The organism is Streptomyces sp. NBC_00510, from assembly GCA_036013505.1.
Lineage (GTDB): Bacteria > Actinomycetota > Actinomycetes > Streptomycetales > Streptomycetaceae > Actinacidiphila.
Map to the genome: position 1 here is coordinate 1,642,265 of CP107851.1, position 19,639 is coordinate 1,661,903.

The 19,639-nt window shown below is 74.6% G+C and carries 16 protein-coding genes; 9 read left to right on the forward strand and 7 right to left on the reverse strand.

Annotated elements, in window-relative coordinates:
* Window positions 1-456 precede the first annotated feature (456 nt).
* On the forward strand, window positions 457-2,850 hold the full coding sequence (locus OG937_07300) for a tetratricopeptide repeat protein (protein ID WUD71507.1): 2,394 nt from the start codon (window positions 457-459) through the stop codon (window positions 2,848-2,850).
* 17 nt (window positions 2,851-2,867) lie between these two features.
* Here OG937_07300 and OG937_07305 read toward each other — a convergent pair whose 3' ends face one another.
* Window positions 2,868-3,245, reverse strand: coding sequence for a S4 domain-containing protein (locus tag OG937_07305; protein WUD71508.1), 378 nt, complete (start codon window positions 3,243-3,245; stop codon window positions 2,868-2,870).
* A gap of 167 nt (window positions 3,246-3,412) precedes the next feature.
* Between OG937_07305 and OG937_07310 the strand changes: the two genes are divergently transcribed.
* Together OG937_07310 and OG937_07315 are read left to right on the forward strand one after the other, a co-directional pair.
* Complete coding sequence (locus OG937_07310) at window positions 3,413-4,732, forward strand: M28 family metallopeptidase (GenBank protein WUD71509.1); 1,320 nt, start codon at window positions 3,413-3,415, stop codon at window positions 4,730-4,732.
* Window positions 4,733-4,959: 227 nt separating this feature from the next.
* Window positions 4,960-5,346: a hypothetical protein gene (locus OG937_07315; protein WUD71510.1), complete on the forward strand. Its 387-nt coding sequence runs from the start codon at window positions 4,960-4,962 to the stop codon at window positions 5,344-5,346.
* Window positions 5,347-5,433: 87 nt separating this feature from the next.
* Here OG937_07315 and OG937_07320 read toward each other — a convergent pair whose 3' ends face one another.
* Window positions 5,434-6,924, reverse strand: a complete 1,491-nt coding sequence (locus OG937_07320; protein WUD71511.1) for a PLP-dependent aminotransferase family protein — start codon at window positions 6,922-6,924, stop codon at window positions 5,434-5,436.
* Window positions 6,925-7,022: 98 nt separating this feature from the next.
* On the opposite strand from OG937_07320, the gene OG937_07325 reads away from it, so the two are divergent.
* The gene (locus OG937_07325; protein WUD71512.1) at window positions 7,023-7,703 is read left to right on the forward strand and encodes a hypothetical protein; all 681 of its coding nucleotides are present in this window, start codon (window positions 7,023-7,025) and stop codon (window positions 7,701-7,703) included.
* A complete protein-coding gene (locus tag OG937_07330) occupies window positions 7,700-8,488 on the forward strand; it encodes a glycerophosphodiester phosphodiesterase (protein WUD71513.1) in 789 nt (262 codons plus the stop codon). Before OG937_07325 ends, OG937_07330 begins: the two co-directional genes overlap by 4 nt.
* Window positions 8,489-8,518: 30 nt before the next feature.
* On the opposite strand, the gene OG937_07335 is transcribed toward OG937_07330, so the two are convergent.
* The gene (locus OG937_07335) at window positions 8,519-9,118 is read right to left on the reverse strand and encodes a class F sortase (protein ID WUD71514.1); all 600 of its coding nucleotides are present in this window, start codon (window positions 9,116-9,118) and stop codon (window positions 8,519-8,521) included.
* Window positions 9,119-9,281: 163 nt separating this feature from the next.
* Here OG937_07335 and OG937_07340 point away from each other — a divergent pair, with 163 nt between their 5' ends.
* From OG937_07340 to OG937_07355, 4 genes are all read left to right on the forward strand, one after another.
* Window positions 9,282-9,746 carry a hypothetical protein gene (locus OG937_07340; GenBank protein WUD71515.1) on the forward strand — a complete coding sequence of 155 codons (465 nt, stop codon included), beginning with the start codon at window positions 9,282-9,284 and terminating at the stop codon, window positions 9,744-9,746.
* Between the two features lie 1,081 nt (window positions 9,747-10,827).
* The gene (locus tag OG937_07345) at window positions 10,828-12,057 is read left to right on the forward strand and encodes a hypothetical protein (protein WUD71516.1); all 1,230 of its coding nucleotides are present in this window, start codon (window positions 10,828-10,830) and stop codon (window positions 12,055-12,057) included.
* A 243-nt stretch (window positions 12,058-12,300) separates the two neighbouring features.
* Entirely contained in the window at window positions 12,301-13,665 is a 1,365-nt protein-coding gene (locus tag OG937_07350; GenBank protein WUD78661.1) for an MFS transporter, read from the forward strand.
* Between the two features lie 256 nt (window positions 13,666-13,921).
* Complete coding sequence (locus OG937_07355) at window positions 13,922-14,296, forward strand: RNA polymerase-binding protein RbpA (protein WUD71517.1); 375 nt, start codon at window positions 13,922-13,924, stop codon at window positions 14,294-14,296.
* A gap of 64 nt (window positions 14,297-14,360) precedes the next feature.
* Here OG937_07355 and OG937_07360 read toward each other — a convergent pair whose 3' ends face one another.
* The 4 genes from OG937_07360 to OG937_07375 form a co-directional block, all read right to left on the reverse strand.
* On the reverse strand, window positions 14,361-15,002 hold the full coding sequence (locus OG937_07360) for an FxsA family protein (GenBank protein WUD71518.1): 642 nt from the start codon (window positions 15,000-15,002) through the stop codon (window positions 14,361-14,363).
* Window positions 15,003-15,045: 43 nt separating this feature from the next.
* Window positions 15,046-15,840: a polyprenol monophosphomannose synthase gene (locus OG937_07365; protein WUD71519.1), complete on the reverse strand. Its 795-nt coding sequence runs from the start codon at window positions 15,838-15,840 to the stop codon at window positions 15,046-15,048.
* On the reverse strand, window positions 15,837-17,495 hold the full coding sequence (gene lnt / locus OG937_07370; GenBank protein WUD71520.1) for an apolipoprotein N-acyltransferase: 1,659 nt from the start codon (window positions 17,493-17,495) through the stop codon (window positions 15,837-15,839). Before lnt ends, OG937_07365 begins: the two co-directional genes overlap by 4 nt.
* 534 nt (window positions 17,496-18,029) lie before the next feature.
* Window positions 18,030-19,580, reverse strand: coding sequence for an amidohydrolase (locus OG937_07375; GenBank protein WUD78662.1), 1,551 nt, complete (start codon window positions 19,578-19,580; stop codon window positions 18,030-18,032).
* Window positions 19,581-19,639 lie beyond the last annotated feature (59 nt).

Here is a 19,639-nt window from a genome sequence, read left to right on the forward strand (position 1 = left end):
CGCCCCAGCGGCCGGGTACCTGCCCCGCATCACGGAGCCGGTGCCGACACGCCACCCGGGTGACGCGTGCAGGACCCGGGGTCCGACAGCCCCTCCGGTTCCTGACGTCGCCGTCGGGGCGTGACGAGGGCCCAGGAAGCGGGCGTTGACGGATCCAAGGCACACCCGAGGCCGAGGCCGTGGCCTGCCTGGCGATGCCGGCCACCGGTACCGTGCGGGCGCCGACGGGCCCACACGGCACGCGAAGCGTCCGGCACCTTGGGTGCCCCCTACCCATGCGCCGAGCGTCCGCGCGTCCGGCGGCAGGCCGCGGCGCCGGCGGGCGGCAACCGCGTTCCCCGGGGCATGCCCGTGCCCGGACGCACCGCGCCTCCGTGGGGCGGGGCACTTCCGCGAGGGGTGGGGTTCGCGGGATCCTGCGCGGGACCGGGCGGCGGTGGTCTTGGGGGTGGGGCGGTGCGGCGAGGCTGGGTGCTCGGGCTGCTGGCACTGGCGTCGGGCGTGCTGTCGGTGGCCCTGGCCGTCGCGGTGAACGTCGCCACCGGAGGCGTCCTGCCGCCCGCGCTCCGCCCGTTGGCGGCCTGGGCCTGGCCCGCGGTCGGCGCGGGTGCGGTCGCCGCAGCCGGGCTGGCCCTGTGGCAGCAGCGTCTCCAACTCCCCGCGGCGCCGTCCACCGCGGTCGCAACGGATCCGGCCCCGCGTCTCACCCCCGCGCAACTACGGCCCGAGGTCGCCGACTTCACCGGGCGGGAGGCCGACGAGGCGGCGCTGCGGGCCGCGATCGCGGGCGGCGCCCGGGTGGTGGCGATCGCCGGCCCACCGGGAGTCGGCAAGTCGACATTGGCCAACCGGCTGGCGCATCTGCTGCGCGCGGCGTATCCGGACGGCCAGCTGTACGTGAACCTCGGCGCGGGGCGCGGCGATCCGATGCCCCCGGACGAGGCGCTCGCCCGGTTCCTGGCCGCGCTCGGCGACGCCGAACCGGCCCCGTACGGCGACGCCGAGGCCCTGGCGGCGCGTTACCGCAGCCTGGTGGCGGACCGCGGGCTGCTGGTCGTCCTGGACGACGCCCAGGACGCCGCCCAGGTACGGCCGTTGCTGCCCGCGGGCCCACGATGTGCGGCGATCGTGACCAGCCGCCCGCTGCCGGCCGATCTGCCCGAGGCGGTCGCGTTCGAGCTCGCGCCACTCGGCACCGCCGACGCCCTCGTGCTGCTGGCCCGCGTCAGCGGATCGGACGGCGGCGCGGCCGACGCGGAGGCCGCCGCGGCGGTGGTCCGGGCCTGCGGGGGGCTGCCGCTGGCGATCCGGGTGGCGGGCGCGCGCGCCGCCCGGTCCCGGCTGGCGGTGGCCGAACTCGCCCGGAGGCTGGAGGACGAACGGACCCGGCTGGACGAACTCCGCTTCCGCGCCTGGGCCGTCCGCGCCACCCTCGGCACCGCCTACGAGGACCTGGCCCCGCGGGACCGCCGCCTGCTGCGGCGGCTCGGCGCCTTCCCGGGCGGGGAGTTCCCCGTGGGGGCGGCGGCCGCGCTGGCCGGGACCGGCGGGTCCGAGGCGCGTGACGGGCTCGACCGCCTGGTGGACGCGCAGCTCGTGGAGGGCGCGGGCGGGGAGCGGTACCGCCTGCACGACCTGATCCGGCTCTTCGCCCGCGAACGGCTCGTGGCGGAGGAGCCACCGGGCTCCGCGGACCGCATCACCGAACGCCTCCTGGACTGGTACGCGGCCGCCGCCCGGGACCACCCGCCCCGCTGGATCGCGGACGAGGCGGCCAACCTCGCCTCGGTCGCCCGGCAGGGCGCGGCGGCCGGCGCTCCCGAGCGCGTGTTCCGGCTGGCCGAGGCCGCCGAGCACGGCTGGCACCTGCAGCACTACCACGCGCAGCGGCTGCGGGTCTGGCAGGCGGCCGAGGATGCCGGACGGGCGGCCGGCGACGCGCGCGTCACCGCGCGCGCCGCCTTGGTCATCGGCTCCATCCACGGCGCGGACGGCAACCTGGAGCAGGCGGCGCCCCTGCTGCGGGAGGCGGCGGAGCTGGCGGGCCGCACCGGCGACACCAAGTGGGAGGCGGACGCGCACCGCCACCTCGGGGACGTACTGCGGCAGACGGGCGGAACCGCCGAGGCCCTGCACCACCTGCGCCGTGCGCGGGTTCTGTACCGCGCGCTCGGCATGCCCCCCGACGAGTCCGACGCGCTCGGGAAACTGGCCACGGTGCACCTGGTGCGGTGGGAGTTCGACGAGGCCGCGCGGGAAGCCGAGCGGGCGCTGGCACTGCTGGCGGACGGGGCGGGCTCCTCACCCGCGTACGCCCAGCTGCGCGGGCTCGCCGCGGCCGCGTACCTGCGGCTGGGCCGCGTCGCCGAGGCCCGGGCCGCAGCGGAGGAGGCCGTGGCGGTCCACCGTCGCGCCGGCAACCGGTTGGGCGAGGCGTACGGTCTGGGCGGCCTGGGCCTGGTCGCCCGCGAGGAGGGGGACACGGCGACCGCGCTGGCCTGTCACCGTACGGCGTTGCGCCTGTTCGAGGAGCTGGGCAACGCGCCGGGGACCGCCTCCGCCCGCGGGGACCTCGGTGGCCTGCTCGTCCTGCTGGGCGATCCCGCCACGGCGGTCCGGGAGTTCGAGGCCGCCCTCACGGTGCTGAGCGGTCTGCGCCATCCCGTGGCGGAGGGGCTGTGCCGGCTGCATCTGGCCGAGGCCCTGGCGCTCGCGGGTGACCGCGCGGGCGCCGCCCGGGAGCAGCGTTCCGGCGAGGCGCTGCTCGCCGGAACGGACGCCTGGCCGCAGCTCGACGAGGCACGCGCGCGTCTCACCGCCCTCGGCCTCCCGGGCACCGCCACGGGCTGACCGCCGACCGCCCCGTCTCAGCGCGTGCCGCGCAGCCGCTCCATGTCCCGCCGGTCCCGCTTGGTCGGCCGGCCCGTGCCGCGGTCGCGGAGGACGGGGGCCGGCACCTGTTCGGGGGTGGGCGGCGGAGGGCTGTTGTCGACGAAGCACTCCGCGGCGACGGCGGCGCCGACCCGCTTCCGCACCAGGCGCGTGACGACGACGATCCGCTCGTGCCCCGCACCGCGCAGCCGCACCTCGTCACCGGGGCGGACCGCGTGCGCGGGCTTGACGCGCTCGCCGTTGACCCGCACGTGCCCCGCACGGCATGCGGTGGCGGCCATGGAGCGCGTCTTGGTGAGCCGTACGGACCAGATCCAGGCGTCGACCCGCACAGGGCCTTCGTCGTCAGCCATGCCACGACCCTAGCGCGCCCGGTTCCCGGAACGCGGCGTCCGGTATGCGCTCTTGACGGAAGGCCCCGCGGCCCACAGGATGCGCCCAGGCATGCACACGTCAAGCGTGCCTCCGTACCGCCCGCACAGTCCCGCGCAACTCCATCCCCCACACACCGGAGTGACCTGTGCCCGCATTCAAGATCGTCGCGGCCGGGGCCGCCACCGCGCTCGCCGCGGCCCTGCTCACCGCCTCCGCGACACCCGCGTCAGCGACACCCGCCTCCGCACGGCCCGCCGCCCTCGCGGCCGCCCCCGACATCCCGGTGGCGAACGTCAAGGCGCACCTGAGCCAGCTGCAGTCGATCGCCACCGCCAACGGCGGCAACCGTGCCCACGGCAGAGCCGGGTACCGGGCCTCGATCGACTACGTGAAGGCCAAGCTGGACGCCGCCGGCTACACCACCGCGCTCCAGCAGTTCACCTCCGGCGGCGCCACCGGCTGGAACCTGATCGCCGACTGGCCCGGCGGCGACACCAACCACGTGATCATGGCGGGGGCGCACCTCGACTCGGTCACCGCGGGGCCCGGCATCAACGACAACGGCTCCGGCTCCGCCGCGGTCCTGGAGACCGCCCTGGCCGTCGCGCGCGAGAACCTGCAGCCCACGAAGCACCTGCGGTTCGGCTGGTGGGGCGCCGAGGAGCTGGGCATGATCGGCTCCAAGGCGTACGTCAACGGCCTGGCCACCACCGACCGGGCCAAGATCGACGGCTACCTGAACTTCGACATGATCGGCTCGCCCAACCCCGGCTACTTCGTCTACGACGACAACGCCGCACTGGAGAAGGTCTTCAAGGACTTCTTCACCGCCAAGGGGATCGCGACCGAGATCGAGACCGAGGGCGACGGCCGCTCCGACCACGCGCCCTTCAAGAACGCGGGCATCCCGGTCGGCGGGCTGTTCTCCGGCGCCGACTACACCAAGACCTCGGCCCAGGCGCAGAAGTGGGGCGGCACGGCCGGGCAGGCCTTCGACCGCTGCTACCACTCCTCCTGCGACACGGCGTCGAACATCAACGACACCGCGCTGGACAACAACAGCGACGCGATCGCCAACGCGATCTGGACCCTGGGCACCGCCACCGCTCCCCCGCCCGGCACGGTCTTCGAGAACACCGCGGACGTCAGCGTCCCCGACAACGGCGCGGCCGTGACGTCCTCGATCACCGTCAGCGGCATCAGCGGCAACGCCCCGGCGGCCCTCGCGGTCGGCGTGGACATCCGGCACACCTGGCGCGGGGACCTCGTCGTGGACCTGGTCGCCCCGGACGGGAGCAGCTACCGGCTGAAGAACTCCAGCAGCAGCGACTCCGCGGACAACGTCATCGCCACGTACACGGTCAACGCCTCGAGCGAGGTCGCAGGCGGCACGTGGAAGCTGCGCGTGCAGGACGTGGCCTCCCAGGACACCGGCTACATCAACAGCTGGAAGCTCACCTTCTAGCCGCCCGCGCCGGTGGTGGCCCCCGTTCCCACGCGGGGGCCGCCAGCCGGACCATCGCGGGCGCCGCCCACGCCGGCCGCGACGGAACGTGACCCCGGCCTCGCTCTACGCGCCGGGCGCGCAGGGCGCCCGCTGCGGGTACCCGGTCACCGTCCTACGCTGAAGAGGGGCGCGGCTTGCGGTGCCGGACGCACCGTGCCGGGCCTCCCGCGAGAGGAGAACCGCTGATGAGCAGTCATCACACCAATTCCCACGTCGACGTCCTCCTCACCGGCTGCGAGCGGCAGGACGCCGGAGCCGTGCTCGGCGCGTTGGAGGCCGCCTTCCCGACACGTCCCGGCGAGTCGCTCACCGAGGCCGTGGAGCCCCGCCCCGGGTCCTCCCACCCGACCGTGTGGGCCGCCTCCGTCGACACCCGCAGCCACGGCCACGAACTCGGCCCCGTCCACCTCGACGGCTCCCTGACCGCGGACCTCTCCGGCGGGCCCCGTCACGTACGCGAGGTCAAAAAGGTGCTCGGCGACTCCTTCCGCCTCGAGGAGCAGGGTTCGGTCTCCGGCGACCAGGAGGTCGAGCTCCGCCTCCGCCTAACGGAGCTCCCCGACGGCCGCTGAGCCGTACGGCGTCCCCGCCCGGGACGGCTCGCCAGGCGGGCCGCCCCGGCTCCTGTCCGGCGGCTCGTCAGGCCACGTCAGGCCATGTCACGCCACGAAGAGCCCGGTGCCCTCGCCCTCGGAGCCGCCTCCGTCGCGGACGGTCTGCGCGGCCGCCGCCAGGCGCTCGACGGCGTCACGCGCGACGGGCCCCCCGACGGTGAAGGGCAGCCGGACGTAGCCCTCGAAGGCGCCGTCGACGCCGAAGCGCGGACCCGAGGGGACGCGGACGCCGAGGCGCTCGCCCGCGACGGCGAGGCGTGAGCCGGAGACGTCGCCGGTCCGCACCCACATGGTCATGCCGCCGGACGGGACGGCGAACTCCCAGTCGGGCAGCCGCTCGCGCAGCGCCGCCACGAGGTCGTCGCGGTGGGCTCGGGCCCGTTCGCGACGGGCCGCGACCGCGTCGTCCCACGCCCCGGTGCGCAGCAGCCAGGCCACGGCGAGCTGGTCGACGACGGGCGAGCCGAGGTCTAGGTAGGCGCGGGCGCTGACGAGGCGGCGTACGACGTCGGGCGCGGCACGGACCCAGCCGATGCGCAGCCCGGCCCAGATGGCCTTGCTCGCGGAGCCGACGGTGATGACGCTGCCGCCGCGGTCGAAGGCGGCCATCGGGCGCGGCGCGGAGGCCGCGGCGTCGAGCGGCAGCTCGGCCATGGTCTCGTCGGCGACGAGGACGGTCCCGGCGGCGCGGGCGGCCTCGACGAGGGCGCGGCGCTGGTCGTCGGGGACGAGGGTGCCGGTGGGGTTGTGGAAGTCGGGCATGACGTAGGCCATGCGGGGCGCCGCGTCGCGCAGGACGCGCTTCCAGGCGTCGAGGTCCCAGCCGCCGAGCCCCTCGCGCATGGCGACCGGGACGAGCCGGGCGCCGTTCTCGCGCAGCAGTTCCAGGACGTTGGCGTAGCTCGGCGACTCGACGGCGACACGCTCGCCGGGGGCGCCCAGGCGGCGCACGGCGGCCGCGATGGCGCCCATGGCGCCGGTGGTCACCATGATCTGCTCGGGGAGGGTGGGGATGCCGCGCGTGGTGTAGCGGGCCGCGATGGCCTCGCGCAGCACGGGCAGTCCCGCGGGGAAGTCGCCATGGGTGGCCGAGTAGGACGGCAGGTCGGCCAGGGCGCCCTCGACCGCACGCGTCAGCCACGGCTCGGGGGCGGGCAGCGCCGCGCAGCCGAGGTCGATGACGGTGCCCGCGGCGTCCGGGGGCAGCGGCTCCAAGCCGCGGGTCGGCAGGGCGTGGCCCTCCGGGACTGCGGTCCACGTGCCGGCGCCGCGCCGTGACCGGGCGAAGCCCTCGGCGCGCAGCGCCTCGTACGCGGCGGCGACGGTGGTGCGGCTGACGGCCAGGGCGAGCGCCAGCTCGCGTTCCGCGGGGAGCCGCGCGGCCACGGGCACGCGTCCCTCCAGGACCAGGACCCGGATGCCGTCGGCGAGCCCCCGGTAGGCGGGGACGCGGCGGCCGGTGGCACGCTGCGCCGGACGGGGCTCGAGCAAGCGCGCGAGATGAGTGACCCCTACCGTTGCGGTCCACTGCGACATGGTTTCCGGTCCACCTTCCGCATATTGGCCATGGATTTCTCCCAGGACCATGCCACATAGTGTCGCGCATCCACTCGTCATGGCCATAGGGGGGTCCCGTGGAGGGCCAATCCAGAACAGCACGCCGTCTGTTGCACCTGTACGCAGGACTGGCCCTCTACGGCGCGAGCGCGGCCCTGCAGGTGCGTGCCGCGCTGGGTCTCGACCCATGGGACGTCCTCCACCAGGGCATCTCGCGGCACACCGGTGTCAGCATCGGCCTGGTCTCGGTGGCGGTGGGCGCGCTCGTCCTGCTGCTGTGGTGGCCGTTGCGGCAGCGGCCGGGCCTCGGCACCGTCTCCAACGTCTTCGTCGTCGGCCTGTCGATGGACGCGACCCTTGCCCTGCTGCCCCAGCCGCACGGTCTCGGCGTGCGGATCCCGCTGCTGGTGGCGGGCGTGGTGCTCAACGGCGTGGCGACCGGCCTCTACATCACCGCCCGGTACGGCCCCGGCCCCCGCGACGGCCTGATGACGGGCCTGCACCGCCGCACGGGCCGCTCGATCCGCCTGGTGCGCACCGCGATCGAGGTGACCGTGCTGGCGGTCGGCTTCGTGCTCGGCGGCAGCGTCGGGATCGGCACGGTCGTCTACGCGGTGTCGATCGGGCCGCTGGCCCAGTTCTTCCTGCGGCTGTTCGAGCTGCCGCGGTCGCGGCCGGCGGACGAATCCGTGGTCGTCGCCCGTGGGGGGCGGCCGGTGGCGGACACGCCGGAGGGGCGCGCCATACTGCCGGAGTGAGTGCGATACGCCATCCGTACCTGGACAGCCCGGCCCCGATCGCCTTCGCCCACCGCGGAGGCACGGCGGACGGCCTGGAGAACACCGCCTGGGCCTTCCGGCGGGCCGTCGACCTCGGCTACCGCTACCTGGAGACCGACGTCCACCTGACCTCGGACGGCGTCCTGGTCGCCTTCCACGACGCGGCCCTGGACCGGGTCACCGACACGCGCGGGCGGATCGCGGACCTGCCCTGGAGCCAGGTGGGCCGGGCCCGCGTGGCGGGCCGCGAGCCGGTGCCGTTGTTCGAGGAACTGCTGGAGGAGTTCCCGGACGCCCGCTGGAACGTGGACACCAAGTCGGACGCGGCGGTCGAGCCCCTGGTGGAGGCCGTGCGCCGCGCGGACGCCTGGGACCGGGTGTGCGTGGGCTCGTTCTCCGAGGCCCGGCTGGTCCGGGCCCGCGCGCTGGGCGGCCCGCGGCTGGCCAGTTCGCTGGGCACCCGGGGCGTGGCGGAGCTACGGCTGCTCTCGCGCGGCGGCCGTGCCGCCGCGCGGCTGCTCCTCGCCGCGGCGCGGCGGCGCGGCGCGGTGTGCGTGCAGGTGCCCGAGCAGGCGTACGGCATCCGGGTCGTCGACCCCGCGTTCCTCGCGGCGGCGCACAGACTGGACCTGCAGGTACACGTGTGGACGATCAACGACGAGGCCCGGATGCGCGCCCTGCTGGACCTGGGCGTGGACGGGATCATGACGGACCGGCTGGAGGCCCTGCGCGCGGTGTACACCGAACGCGGGGCCTGGACCTGACGGCCGGTACCCGTCGCCCGCAGGCACCCGTCACACCTTGGCCTCCTTCGTCTTGGACATGCGGGCGAAGACCACGACGTTGCCCGAGTACCCCGAGTCCTTGCTGTAGGTGCCGCCGCAGGTGATCACGCGCAGCTCGGGGTCATTGGTGTCCCCGTAGATGCGCTTGGCGGGGAACTCGGCCTTGGTGAACACCTCGATGCCGTAGATGGTGAAGATCGCCGTGGTGCCGTCGTCCCGGACGACGTCGATGGTCGAGCCCTTCTTCAGCGCCCCCAGGCTGTAGAAGACCGCGGGCCCGCTCTCGTTGTCGACGTGCCCCACGATGACGGAGGAGCCCCGGGCCCCCGGGCTGACCGAGTCCTTGAACCATGCGGCCTCGCCCGCCTTCTCGAGCGGCGGGGCCGCGATCACGCCGCGGCTGTCCAGCCCCACGTTCATGATCGGCGCGTCGATGCTCACGGAGCGGATGCGGATGCGTGTCGGCTGGGCCGGCGGGAGCGGCGGCGGCGCCTTGATCGCCGCCGCGTCGGACAGCGCCGCGGAGGCCGCGGACGGCTGGGGCGGACCGTCCATCCCGGCGAAGCCCTGGAAGGTGAGCACCACCCCGGCGACGAGGACCGAGCACACCAGCACCCCGACCGCGCCGCGGCCGCGCCGCGTGAGCTTCAGCTGCCGGAGAGGCCTGGCAGCACCGCCGGCCGGACGGCCGGGACGGCGCAGGGGCTGACGCCGGGTCTGCTCCGCGGTCCCGCCTCGGGCCGGTGCGGCATCGGCGACCGGACGGGAGCCCTTGCCGGCGGGCCGGGCCGGCGGCTTCGCGGGAGCCGAGGCGGGTGACTTCGCCGGTGCCGGTGCCGGTGCCGGAGGCTTCACCGGAGCCGAGGCGGGTGACTTCGCCGCTGCCGGTGCCGGTGCCGGTGCCGGTGCCGGTGCCGGTGCCGGAGGCTTCACCGGAGCCGACGCGGGCGGCTTCGCGGCAGGCGGTGCCGGAGGCCTCGCGGGGCCCTTCGCCGGAGGCTGTGCCTTCGCGGTGGATGTGCCCTTCGCCTTCCGCTTCTTCGCGGGCGGCTGTCCCGCCTGTGGGGCGGGCGGGGTGGGCCGGGCCCGGGCCGGGGGCTGCGGCGCGCGGCCCGGCCGGCCGGGCTCGCGTGCCGCGTCCGCCGTGCGCCCGGGCACGAACGGCTGGCCGAACCAGGGGTCGGGCTGCCCGTACCAGGCGTCGGGCTGTCCGTACCAGGGCACGGGGGTGGTGTGATCCCCGGAGTTTCGCAGCATCGCAGTCCTTCAGCTCCGACCGGCAGGTCATGAGTGACAGTCCGTCATAAATGATGTTAAACCGAAGTATGCGTCAAACGCGGATGGATCAGCGCCAACCGGGCAATGTGCTCCCCACCCGATCGGGTGGCGGCGCTGCGGCAGCGGGGGCAATCCGGCGCCGCGCTGCCAGGACGAGCGCCGATGATGCCGACCGTGTCCTGATGGGTCCTCACCAGCCGCACGCGCCAGGCCTCGACGGCCTGCGCTCGCTGGCCGTCGCCATGGGCGTCGTGTACCACGCGCGCGCCCCGTGGCTGCCGGTCGCCTTCCCGGCCGCGGACCGCTCTGCGGCCGGGGCGCCAGGCGGCGGGGTCGGACAGGCCTCGTACCGGCGAGCCTGGCCGCGGGCGGCACACCCCGTCGCGCGGCCGCCTGCCGTGGCCGGGGTGGGCGCGGGTCGTACGGAGTCCGCCCGTGGCGCCCGGCCCGTGCTCGCCTGCGCCAGCCAACGCCGCCCCGGCGGCGCCGGGTTCAGCAAGCCCCGGCTCCCTGCCCTGCGGTTCGCCGGCCCGTGGCGCGCGGCCGCGTTCGCCCGGGACGCGAGCACCTCGGGCTCTCGCGGCGAAGGTGCACGAACCCAGACGGTGAGCCGTTCTGGTGAATCCGCGTGAGATCGTCGCCCACGAACTCGCGTTGCCGCAGGGCGATCGAATCCAGCCGCGCTCCGTGGGTGCGGCGGGGCGCGGCTGTCGTGGGGGTCGCGGTCCGGCGATCTGCTGACGCCACGTCGCCTGACATGCCATCGGCTGACTGCCCGTCGCCGCGTTGTCGGGCGGGTTGCCGGTCACCCGTTTGACGAGCTCTTCACATTTTTCTGACGCCGCCGCGGGTATGCCTCCCCACCTGCGACAACGCTGTTCGGGCCGGAATTCTGATGCCCCGTCCGGGGGAAGGCCTGTGCCGATTCCGAGGTGCGTGAAGATCTCCGCCCTCGTGCCATGGATCTCAAGGACGCGGTCGCAGTTCGTGTCGAGGGAGCCCCAATCCCTCCTGCCCCGTCCCGCAAGGAGGTTCACCCCATGCGTGGTTCACGCATTCTCGCAGCGGCGACCCTGACGGCCGCCGCCGTGATCTACCCGGCGTCCATGGCGTCCGCCTTCCCGGGCGACCAGCTCGTCATCTCGCCGCTCGCCGTCAAGTCCGGCGAGACGGTGACCGTCTCCACCAACGGCAACCCCTGCGCCGTCGGCCAGACTGCCAACGGCGTCAGCGACGCCGACGGAAGTTTCGTGCTGACGACCACGGACACCAACCCGAACGCCAACTCCACGCGAACGGGCCAGTTCAAGGTTTCCGACTGGGCGACTCCAGGCATTCACACCGTCACGGTGACCTGCACCACGGGTCAGACCTACACCGGCCGGTTCGAGGTCACCGGCAGCGGGGCTTCGCCGAGCCCGAGCGCGAGCGAGGGCCAAGCCGACGGCGGCGGTCGCGGTGAGGGCGGCGGCCAGGGTGAGGGCGGCGGTCGCGGTGAGGGCGGCGGCCACGGTGAGGGCGGCGGTCGCGGTGACGACCACGGCGGTTACGGCGGCGGCCACGGCGGTGGCGGCTACGGCGGCGGCCACGGTGGCGGCGGTGGCGGCTACGGGCGCGGTCACGGCGGCTACGGCGGCGACGACCGGTGCGAGTCGTGGTGGGGCGGCGGCGACGACAACGGTCGTGGTGGCGGCGGCGGTTACGGCGGCGGCGGCAACGGCGGCGGCGGCAACGGCGGCGGCGGAAACGGCGGCGGCGGCGGCAACGGCGGCGGCGGCGGCGGTTACGGCGGCGGCGGGAACGACGGCGGCGGTCGTGGTGGCGACAACGGCGGCGACAGCGGCAACAACGACAGCAACGACAGCAACGACAGCAACGACAACGGAAGCGACGACAACGGGAGCGACGACAACAAGAACGGCAACGACCTGACCGCCCAGAGCTTCGGCAGCGCGTCCGACGACGGCCGCAACATGGACGACTCGTGGGGCGGCAACGGCGGCGGCGGCGGCAACAAGGGCTGCAAGGGCGGCCACGGCGGCGGCGGCGGTAACGGCGGCGGCGGCGGCAACGGTGGTGGCGGCGGCGGCAACGGCGGCGGCGGTGGGGGCAACGGCGGCGGCAACGGCGGTGGCCCCGACACCGGCTTCGGCGGTTCGATGGGCATGAACACCCCGGAGACCCTGCTCGGCGCCTCGCTCCTGCTCGCCGGTGCCGGTGGCGGCGTCTACATGCTGCGTCGCCGGCGCATGAACGGCGGTCGCGCCTGACCGTCGCGGACCTCCGCGACACAGGCTGACCGTTCTGCCCCCGGGCCGCCCACGCGGCGGCCCGGGGGCAGTCCCGTGCACGGGTCGGACGGACTGGAGGCGTCCGCCGGATGAACGGAGGAATCCGGCGGATGATCCCCCTCCCCCACCCCGCCCGTGGATGGCATCATGACCGATCACATCGGCAGGGCGCACGACACGGATCGGCAGGAACCACGGGTGACCACGGGCGAGGCGCAGGGCATGGCGGTGCAGGACGGAACCGCCGCCCCGGCGCACGAGCGGCGGCGCGCACAGCGCGGCTGGTACTTCTACGACTGGGCCAACTCGGTCTTCTCCACCAGTGTGATCACGGTCTTCCTGGGGCCGTACCTCACCGACGTCGCGGAGGCCGCCGCGGGCCCGGACGGCTACGTCCACCCGCTCGGGATACCGGTCCGCGCCGGGGCGTACTTCGCGTACGTGGTCTCCGCCTCGGTGCTGCTGTCCGTGCTGGTGATGCCGCTCGCCGGGGCCGTCGCGGACCGGACCGGGCGCAAGAAGGCGCTGCTCGGGACCTTCGCGTACGTCGGCGCCGCGGCGACGACGGCGATGTTCTTCGTGACCGGGGACCGCTACCTCCTCGGCGGCGCACTTCTGATCGTCGCCAACGTGGCGTTCGCCTCGGCCATGGTCCTCTACAACGCCTTCCTGCCGGAGATCGCCGAACCCCACGAGCGGGACGCGGTCTCCTCGCGGGGCTGGGCGTTCGGATACGCGGCCGGGGCGTTGATGCTCGTCGCCAACCTGGCGCTGTTCCTCGGGCACGACGCGGTCGGCGTCTCCAAGGGCATGGCGGTGCGGATCTGCCTGGCGTCGGCCGGCCTGTGGTGGGCGGCCTTCACGCTCGTCCCGCTGATACGGCTGCGCGACACCGCGCCGGGCCGCCGGTCCGCCGGGCCGGCGGTCAAGGGCGGGGGTTCGCTCCGCCAGGGCTGGCGTCAACTCGCGGACACCTTGAGGGACATGCGCCGCCACCCGCTCACCCTCGCCTTCCTGCTGGCGTACCTCATCTACAACGACGGCATCCAGACCGTGATCTCGCAGGCCTCGCTCTACGGCTCGGAGGAGCTGGAGCTGGACGAGACGGCCCTGATCGGCGCGATCCTCCTGGTGCAGGTGCTGGCCGTCTTCGGCGCCCTGCTGCTGGGCCGGCTCGCGGCGCGGTACGGGGCGCGCCGTACGGTGCTGGGCTCGCTGGTGGCGTGGACGGTGACGATCGGGGCCGGCTTCTTCCTGCCGGCCGGCGAGCCGGTGGCGTTCTACTGTCTGGCCGCGGCCATCGGGATGGTCCTGGGCGGCAGCCAGGCGCTGTCGCGCTCGCTCTTCTCGCACCTGATCCCGCGCGGCAAGGAGGCCGAGTACTACTCGGTGTACGAGGTCAGCGACCGGGGCACCAGTTGGCTGGGGCCGCTGCTGTTCGGTCTGACGTACCAGCTGACCGGGAGCTACCGGGACGCGATCGTGTCCCTGGTGGCGTTCTTCGTCATCGGGTTCGTGCTGCTGGCCAGGGTGCCGATGCGGCGGGCGGTGGCGGCCGCCGGCAATCCGGTCCCCGAGACGATTTAGTGCGGATGGGTGCGGCGCGGTAGTGTACGCCGTTGGCCGTCGGACGGGCCGTTACTGCGCGCTAAAGATACCAGAACGCAGGGTGACATCTCTCGCGAGATGTGACAAAACGGGCGTCGATGGGTACAAAAAGGGGCGGCACGACGGGCGACGCACCTCCCGGGAACGGGAATCTTCACCGCCGACCGGACGTTGACCGGATGACGACGACAGCGACACCTGTCCTGTGGGCGACACAGCCCGGGAGGCACGATTCATGAGTGAGCGAGCTCTCCGCGGCACGCGACTCGGGGCGACAAGCTACGAGACCGACCGCGGCATCGATCTGGCACCGCGCCAGACCGTTGAGTACGCATGCCGGAACGGACATCGATTCGAGATGCCGTTCTCGGTGGAGGCCGAGATCCCGCCGGAGTGGGAGTGCCGCGCCTGCGGCCAGATCGCACTCCTGGTCGACGGAGAGGGCCCGGAGGAGAAGACGAGCAAGCCCGCGCGTACGCACTGGGACATGCTCATGGAGCGGCGCACGGTCGAGGAGCTGGAGGAAGTCCTGGCCGAACGGCTGGCCGTTCTGCGCTCCGGCGCCATGAACATCGCGGTACATCCGCGCGACCACCGCAAGAGCGCCTGACCGAAGGAACTGGGCCCGTGAGGGGCGGGCCCCCATCAGACGTGCGCCCCGGGCGAGCGTGGCCTCAGTGCCGCGGCCCGGGGTTTTCGTCGTCCTGCTCGGGGCCGTGGTCGACGACCTCGCCCTGGATCACCTTGCCGTCGGGGCGGTGGATGCGCATCTGCTCCTCGGCGGCGCGCGCCTGTGCGAAGAGATCACCCAGCGAGCCCGAGCCGGCGCCCCGCTCCCGGGCGGCGGACGCCCGGCGGTCCAGGGCGCGCGCGCCCGCCCTCGTCAGCAGGGAGCGGGTCGGCGGGAAGAGGAAGAGCAGCCCCGCCACGTCCGAGATCAGCCCGGGCATCATCAGCAGCAGGCCGCCGATCATGATCGGCGCCGCGCCGCTGCCGCCGTTCCCGGCGCCGGAGCCCTTCGGCTCCTCCCGGTCCCGCTCCGGCCCTCCGGAGCGCATCGCCTCGTTCAGCGCCCGCCAGGCGCTGCGCCCGGCGTGCCGTACGGCCAGCGCCCCGCACACGAAGCCCGCCACGAGCAGCACGAGGACCGTGAGCCCGCCGGCGGCCCCGGCCACGAGGATGAGCAGCCAGATCTCCAGCAGCGCGTAGGCGGCCACACCGAGCGGTATCCACGTCCCGGGGCGCGAACGCCGCCGCGGACGCCCGTCACCGCCCGGTTGCCGCGGTCCGGCCGGCGGCGGGGAGCTGATCGTCATACGCACCATTGTGCCTGTTCCCCGCCGGAGTCCGGAGGGCCGGTCAGCCGCGGCGCCGCCCGGACGTCAGCTGCTTCACACGGGAGCCGACGCCCCAGGCGGTGACCCGCCACAGCGCCTCGGCGACGATCTCCCGGCTCATCTTGCTGTCGCCGCGTTCCCGCTCCACGAAGGTGATGGGGACCTCGACGACGTGGAAGCCGGACTTCACCGCGCGCCAGGCGAGGTCGACCTGGAAGCAGTAGCCCTGGGAGGCCACCTCGTCCATGCCCAGGCCCAGCAGCGTCTCCTTGCGGAACGCCCGGTAGCCCCCCGTCACGTCGCGCAGGGGCACGTCGAGGAGCAGCCGCGAGTAGGTGCTGCCGCCGCGCGACAGGAACTCGCGGGACTTCGGCCAGTTGACCACCCGGCCGCCGGGGATCCAGCGGGAGCCGAGCACCACGTCGGCGCCCTTGAGCGCGGTCAGCAGACGCGGCAGCTCCTCGGGCTGGTGCGAGCCGTCGGCGTCCATCTCGACGAGCACGCCGTAGTCCCGCTCGATGCCCCAGCGGAAGCCGGCCAGGTAGGCGGCGCCCAGCCCCTCCTTGCCCTTGCGGTGCAGCACGTGGACGTGGTCGTCGGCGGCGGCCAGCTCGTCGGCGAGCTTGCCGGTGCCGTCGGGGCTGTTGTCGTCGGCGACGAGGACGTGCGCCTCGGGCACGGCCGCGCGGACCCGGGCGACGATCGGTTTGACGTTGTCGGCCTCGTTGTACGTCGGGATGATCACGAGAACCGAGCCGAGCGGCCCGAAGGCCCTCCCCTGGGCTGCGCCACGGGTGACCCCACCGCCATCGCTCACTGCTGTTCCTCCGTCTCGGTACGTCCTCGCCTGCCCAGCATGATCGCTGCGGCCCAGGACAGCAGGCCCACCATAGCGAGGGTCCATTCGGGAGCGGAGCCGACGCGGTCGGCGACGGTCAGATCGTCGCGGAGCGGCAGCCGGGCGCTGAGCACGGTCTGCGTGAACTCCTCGGTCTGCTGCTCGATCCGCCCGTCCGGGGCGACGACGGCGGTGATGCCGCTCGTCGCCGCCGTGACCACGGCGCGGCCGTGCTCGACGGCGCGCAGCCGGGACATCGCCAGTTGCTGCTCGGGCTGGCCGGTGCGGCCGTAGGTGGCGTTGTTGGTCTGGATGACCAGGGCGCGGGCGCCCGCGGTGACGGTGTCGTGGACGATCCCGTCGTACGCCACCTCGAAGCAGATGACGTCGCCGAGCTTCGCCGGGCCGATCTGCAGGACGCCGCTGCCCTTGCCCGGGTAGAAGTCGCGCGGGACCTGGTCGAGCCGCTTGATGACCTTGGTGAGCTGCTCGCGGAAGGGCACGTACTCGCCGAAGGGCACCGGGTGCTGCTTGGTGTAGTGGTCGCCGGGGCCGCTCTCCGGGTCCCAGACGATGCCCTCGTTCTGGACGTGGTCCGCGTCCGGGCCGTCGACCAGGGCGCCGACGAGGACGGGGACGCCGACGGCGCGGACCGCCTTGGTGATCAGGGCGTAGGCCTGGGGCTCGGAGAACGGGTCCATGTCGGAGGAGTTCTCCGGCCAGATCACCAGATCGGGCTTGGGCGCACGGCCCGCCTTGACGTCCTCGGCGAGCTTCAGGGTCGCCTCGACGTGGTTGTTGAGGATCTTCAGGGGCCGGCCCAGGAAGTGCATGCCCGGCTGCTGGACGTTGCCCTGCACGATGGCCACCCGGACGGTGTCGTCGGCCGCGGTGGGCACCGGCACCGCGTACCCCGCGGCGAAGGTGGCCACGGCCAGCACCGCCGCCGTCGTGGCGGGCACGTAACGGCGCGGGCCGAAGACGACCGGGCCCCTGCGCAGCCGCCACACGGCGACCGCCGCCGCGGCCAGCAGCGAACCGCACAGCGCGACGGCGAAGGTCACCAGCGGCGCGCCGCCGAGCGCGGCGAGCGGGGTGAAGGGGGTGGCGGTGTTCGCGAAGGCCAGCCTGCCCCACGGGAAGCCGCCGAACGGCAGCCGGTCCCTGGCGAGTTCCTCCGCCACCCACAGGCAGGCGCCCCACAGCGGCCAGGCGCGCAGCCGCGACGTGACCGCCAGACCCGCGCCGAGCACGGCGACGAAGGCCGCCTCGATCACGGACAGGCCCACGACCGCGTCCCAGCCGATCACCCGCAGCCACACCAGGAGCCACACGAAGAACGGCAGTCCGAAGGCGAAGCCCAGCCACGCGCCCTGGCGGGCGGTACGGCCCCGGGTCAGCAGCGCGAGGCCCGCCACGGCCGCGACCGACAGCGGCCACACCCCGTACGGGGGGAACGCGGCCGCCAGGGCCAGGCCGCACAGCGCGGCGAGCGCCGACCGCCGCGCGTTCGCCCGCACGGCGCGCGCCGTGCGGGCGATGCGGCCGGGTGCCGGAGCGGGTGGCGGCGGCGGTTCTACGGACGTCGCCGGCGGCGCGGCGGGGGCCGGTGCGGCGTCGGAGCGCGGTCGCAAGGTACGCGGCCTTCCTGCAGGTGGTCACTGTGTGAGAGTGACCGTACCTCCAACGGCCCTGTCCGCGGACCCCGGGCGGGCAAAGCCTCCCGCGGCGGGCGTGCGGCGCGGGAGGGGCGTGAACTGCTCGGGGCCCGGAACGCCCTTCGGGCCGACCTGGGACCCGCTGGCTGCGGATCGGCGACAAGGCCGTTGTCTACTGGGCGTCCGGGCCCCTCCCGGGTCACACCTGCCGACCGGGCGGAGCCTCTCGATGAGGCGGACCGCGTTCCGTGCCGCGAGCGCTGGACCTGGCTGCCAGTGGCGCACGCCGTACGGCGCGACGCCCCGTGGCCCAGCTGCGGCCGTCGGCGCACGGAGATCCGGTCGGACGTCCGGTGGTGGACCCGGCCGAACCTACTCGCCCCCGACCGTCGCCTGTCAACAGCCGTTTGACCTGCGCGGATTGACCAAATCAGCAGGTCAACGCGAGGCCGGGGAAAGTTCCACGCCATCCCGACGGAGAACCGTTCGGGGGCATCGGCCGTTGACCCGTCACTCGTTCGGCCGTGCGAAGACCGTACGGCCGCCGACCACCGTGCGCAGTGCCGTCGGCAGCGGCAGCCCGGGGGTGAGTTCGGGCAGACCGGGGGTGCCGGAGCGCGGGTCGGTGGACCAGTTGGCGACCCGCTCGTCGGGGGCCTGGACCACCAGGTCACCGGCCTGCCACACCACGTAGTCCGCAGGTGCGCCGGGCATGAGGACGCCCGCATCGTCGCGGCCCACGGCGCGCCAGCCGCCGCGGGTGTGCGCGTTGAACGCGCCGCGGACGGAGATGCGGTGCTCGAGGGTCCGGTGGAAGGCGGCGGCGCGCACGGTGCCCCAGGGGTCGAGCGGTGTGACCGGGCTGTCGGAGCCGAGGGCGAGAGGCACGCCGGCCCGGGTCATGGCGGCGAACGGGTTGAGGGTGCTGGCCCGCTCGGCGCCGAGCCGCTGGGCGTACATGCCGTCCTCACCGCCCCAGGCGGCGTCGAAGGCGGGCTGCACGGAGGCGACCAGGCCCAGCTCCGCGAAGGCGGCGACGGTGTCCTCGGTCATCATCTCGGCGTGCTCGACGCGGTGCCGCAGCGCGCGCACCCGGTCCAGGCCCACCCGGCGGGCGGCCTCGCGGATCCCCTCCGCGACGGCGGCCACGGCGGCGTCACCGATCGCGTGGAAACCCGCCTGCACCCCCGCCTCGGTGCACAGGGCCACGTGGTCGGCGATCGCCGCCGCGTCCAGGTAGGCGGTGCCGCCGACGGCGGGGGCGTCCGTGTACGGGGCGTGCAGGCAGGCGGTGCGGGAGCCGATGGAGCCGTCCACGAAGAGGTCGCCGCCCGCGCCGACGGCGCCCAGGTCCCGGATCCGCTCCAGGTCCTTGGCGCCGGTCACGGCCTCGGCCCAGTAGCCGTACACGCGCGGTCCGGGCTCGGCCGCGGCCTGCCGCAGCAGCGTGGTGAGGTCGTCCTCGGAGGAGATGTCCGGGCCCGCGCACTCGTGGACGGCGCCGATGCCGAGCGAGGCGGCGTGGGCGAGTGCGGCGCGCTGCGCGGCGGCGCGTTGCGCGGGCGTGACGGCGGCGTAAGCAGCGCGCCGGACCGCGTGGTGGGCGTCGCGGGTGAGCGGCCCGTCCGGGTGGTGGCCAGCCATCGTCCCGACACCGGGGACCAAGGCCAGCAGGGCAGTGGTGACGACCGCCGAGTGGACGTCGGCGCGGGTCAGGTACAGGGGCCGGCCGCCGGTCGCCGCGTCGAGTTCCGCGCGGGTCGGCGGGCGCTGGCCCGGCCAGCGGCTCTCGTCCCAGCCGTGGCCGAGCAGCACCCGGTGGCCGGGGTTGGCCTGCGCGTACGTGGCGACCCTGGCGAGGGCGTCGGCCAGGTCGCGGGCGGGGGCCAGGTCGAGGCCGGTCAGCGCCAGGCCGGTGGCGGTGGTGTGCACATGGGCGTCGGTGAAGGCGGGGGTGACCAGCGCACCGGCGAGGTCGATCACCTCGTCGACGCCCGCGGCGAAGGACTCCGCGGCGCCCTCCGAGCCGAGCCAGGCGACCGTGCCGCCGTCGACGACCATGGCCGTCGCGAAGGGGTCGGCGGGGCTGTAGACGTTGCCGCCGCGCAGCAGCACGGTGC